At 31.3% G+C, this 3,317-nt stretch carries 5 protein-coding genes; 4 read left to right on the forward strand and 1 reads right to left on the reverse strand.

Annotation, left to right across the window (positions count from 1 at the left end; translation table 11 throughout):
- From ACERKK_RS12340 to accA, 4 genes are all read left to right on the forward strand, one after another.
- A partial coding sequence (locus tag ACERKK_RS12340; RefSeq protein WP_373773377.1) for an SDR family oxidoreductase occupies positions 1–422 on the forward strand: 422 nt, incomplete at its 5' end.
- Positions 423–513: 91 nt separating this feature from the next.
- Positions 514–744, forward strand: coding sequence for an acyl carrier protein (acpP, locus tag ACERKK_RS12345; RefSeq protein ID WP_373773378.1), 231 nt, complete (start codon positions 514–516; stop codon positions 742–744).
- Between the two features lie 124 nt (positions 745–868).
- Complete coding sequence (locus tag ACERKK_RS12350) at positions 869–2,125, forward strand: beta-ketoacyl-ACP synthase II (protein WP_373773379.1); 1,257 nt, start codon at positions 869–871, stop codon at positions 2,123–2,125.
- 67 nt (positions 2,126–2,192) lie between these two features.
- On the forward strand, positions 2,193–3,128 hold the full coding sequence (gene accA, locus ACERKK_RS12355) for an acetyl-CoA carboxylase carboxyl transferase subunit alpha (protein ID WP_373773380.1): 936 nt from the start codon (positions 2,193–2,195) through the stop codon (positions 3,126–3,128).
- Between the two features lie 27 nt (positions 3,129–3,155).
- Here the strand turns inward: accA and ACERKK_RS12360 are convergent.
- Positions 3,156–3,317, reverse strand: a 162-nt coding sequence (locus tag ACERKK_RS12360) for an HIT domain-containing protein (protein WP_373773381.1), incomplete at its 5' end; no start/stop codon positions are given.

The raw sequence follows: 3,317 nt of genomic DNA on the forward strand, positions 1-3,317 counted from the left end.
ATGATGTAATTGCTGCTAACTTAACATCAGCATTTATTGGTTGTAAAGCATCATTAAAAGTTATGGGTAAAAAAAGATTTGGTTCAATTGTAAATATTTCATCAATCGTTGGAGAAATGGGTAATGCTGGTCAAACAAATTATGCTGCATCTAAAGGTGGAGTTAATGCTATGACTAAATCATTTGCAAAAGAAGCAGCACCTAGAGGAATCAGATATAACGCTGTTACACCTGGATTTATTCAAACTGATATGACTCATGAATTAAAAGATGAAGTTAAAGCTGAATATGAAAGAAATATTCCATTATCAAGATTTGGAAAGCCAAGTGAAGTAGCAGATGCAGTTGCATTTTTACTAAGTGATCACTCATCATATATTACAGGTGAAGTACTAAAAGTTAACGGTGGATTATACGTTTAAAAATTTATCTGTAGTCAAATTTTATAAGTTAAAAGAGTTTTTTAAATCTTTTCTGTTATAATTCGACAATAATTTTATAAAAGGAACAAATATGGCATTATTAGAAGATGTAAAAGAAGTAGTTGTAGAACAATTAGATTGTGATCCAGCAGAAGTTAAAGAAGATTCAAAGTTTATTGAAGATTTAGGAGCTGATTCATTAGACGTTGTTGAATTAGTTATGGCTTTAGAAGAAAAATTTGATATTGAAATTCCTGATGAAGATGCTGAAGGTATTTTAACTGTTTCTGATGCAATTAAATACATCGAAAATAACGCGTAATTTTTTTTAACGCATAATAAGAAGTTAATTTTTAACTTCTTATTTATTTAAACTCTTGAGTTTTTATATAATAAAATTGAATAATTTAAATAATTAATAATAAAAAGTGAACGGAGCAAATTTAATGAAAAGAGTTGTTGTAACTGGGTTAGGTACTATTAATTCTATTGGACATAATGTTGAAGACTCATTCAAAGCAGTAGTTGCTGGTGAGTGTGGAATTGATACAATTACACTATTTGACGCAAGTGAATATAGTGTAAAAATTGCAGGTGAAGTTAAAGATTTTGATCCATCAACTGTAATGGACAAAAAAGAAGTAAAAAAAGCAGATAGATTTATTCAATTAGGTATTAAAGCAGCTCATGAAGCAATGCATGACTGTGGACTTGTAAATGAAGATGGTAAAGTAAACGAAGATATTGCTAATAGATTTGGAATTATTTCTGCTTCAGGTATTGGTGGTCTTTCAACTATTGAAAAAAACTCAGTAGTAAATGCAAATAGAGGTCCTAAAAAAATCTCTCCATTCTTTATTCCTTCATCTTTAGTAAATATGCTTGGTGGATTTATTTCAATTGCTCATGGTTTAAAAGGTCCAAGTCTTTCTCATGTTACTGCTTGTGCTGCTTCAACACATGCAATTGCAGATGCAACAAAAACTATTATGCTAAATGGTGCTGATAGAGTATTAGTTGTAGGTGCGGAAAGTGCTGTTTGTGGTGCTGGTGTTGGTGGCTTTGCTGCAATGAAAGCATTATCTACAAGAAACGAAGATCCTAAAAAAGCTTCTAGACCTTTTGATACAGGTAGAGATGGTTTTGTAATGGGTGAAGGTGCTGGTGCACTTGTACTTGAAACTTTAGACTCTGCACTTGAAAGAGGAGCAAAAATCTATTGTGAAATTATTGGATTTGGTGAATCAGGTGATGCAAATCACATTACTTCTCCTGTTATGGATGGTCCTTTAAGAGCAATGGAAGCTGCTTTTGCATTTGCAAAAGATCATACAGGTGAAGATGTAAAAATTGATTATGTAAATTCTCATGGTACTTCAACTCCAGTTGGAGATGTAAATGAAACTAAAGCAATTAAAGCATTATTTGGTGGAGCACAAAACTGCCCTCCTGTTACTTCTACTAAAGGTCAAATTGGACATTGTTTAGGAGCAGCTGGTGCGATTGAAGCTATTTTTGCAATTAAATCATTAAATGAAGGTGTTATTCCTCCAACAATTAATATTGAAAATCAAGATCCAGAATGTGACTTAGATTATGTTCCAAATACAGCAAGAAATGTTGAATTAACTACAGTTATGAGTAATAACTTTGGTTTTGGTGGAACTAATGGTTCTGTGATTTTTAAAAAATACGAAAATTAATAAAAATAAAACCTATTACAAAAAGAGTTAGTTTTACTAACTCTTTTTTTTTATAAAGGGAACTAATTTGGCTACTTACTTAGAATTTGAAGATAAAATAAAAAAAATTGAAGAAGATATCATTGTTGCAAAAACAAAAGCTGATGAGCACGCAGTTGAAATCTTAGAGAAAAAACTTGAAAAAGAAGTTGAAAAAACTTTTAAAAATTTAAGTGATTATCAAAAACTTCAATTAGCAAGACATCCTGATCGTCCATATGCAATGGATTATATTAATAGTTTATTAACTGATGCTTATGAAATTCATGGCGATAGACACTTTGTTGATGATAAAGCAATAGTATGTTTTATGGGATATATTGGTGAACAAAAAGTTATGGTTATAGGTGAGCAAAAAGGTCGAGGTACAAAAGAAAAGTTATTTAGAAACTTTGGAATGCCAAGCCCTGAAGGTTATAGAAAAGCATTAAGAGCTGCAAAAATGGCTGAAAAATTTCAAATTCCAATTCTAATGCTTGTGGACACTCCGGGTGCATATCCAGGAATTGGTGCAGAAGAAAGAAATCAATCTGAAGCAATTGCTAGAAATTTATATGAATTTGCTGATTTAACAACACCTACAATTTCAGTTGTTATTGGTGAAGGTGGTTCAGGTGGAGCATTAGCTATTTCTGTTGCTGATAAATTAGCAATGATGAGATACTCTGTTTATGCTGTAATTTCACCAGAAGGTTGTTCAGCAATTTTATGGAATGATCCTTCAAAAGTTGAAACAGCTGCAAATGCACTAAGAATTACTTCTGATAATTTAGAAGAGTTAAAATTAATTGATGATGTGATTAATGAGCCATTAATTGGTGCACATAGACAAAAAGAAGAAGCAATAAAAGCTTTAGGTGATTATTTTATTGAAACAGTAAATGAGTTAAAAAAATTAACACCACAACAAAGATCACAAAATAAATATGAGAAAATCATGGCATTAGGATCTTTTCAAAATTAATAACTTGTAGCAGAAGCTACAAGCTGTTTATCTTACTAGTTTTCCAACTGGTTCTCCACCAATCAAATGAAAATGAAAGTGTGGCACTTCTTGTCCACCATCACTTCCAATATTTGTAATCAATCTATACCCACTTTGTTTTATTTCCAATTTAGAAGCAACTTTTTGAATAAATTCAGTCATTGCTGC

This window comes from Poseidonibacter sp. (genome assembly GCF_041821165.1).
Taxonomy (GTDB): domain Bacteria; phylum Campylobacterota; class Campylobacteria; order Campylobacterales; family Arcobacteraceae; genus Poseidonibacter.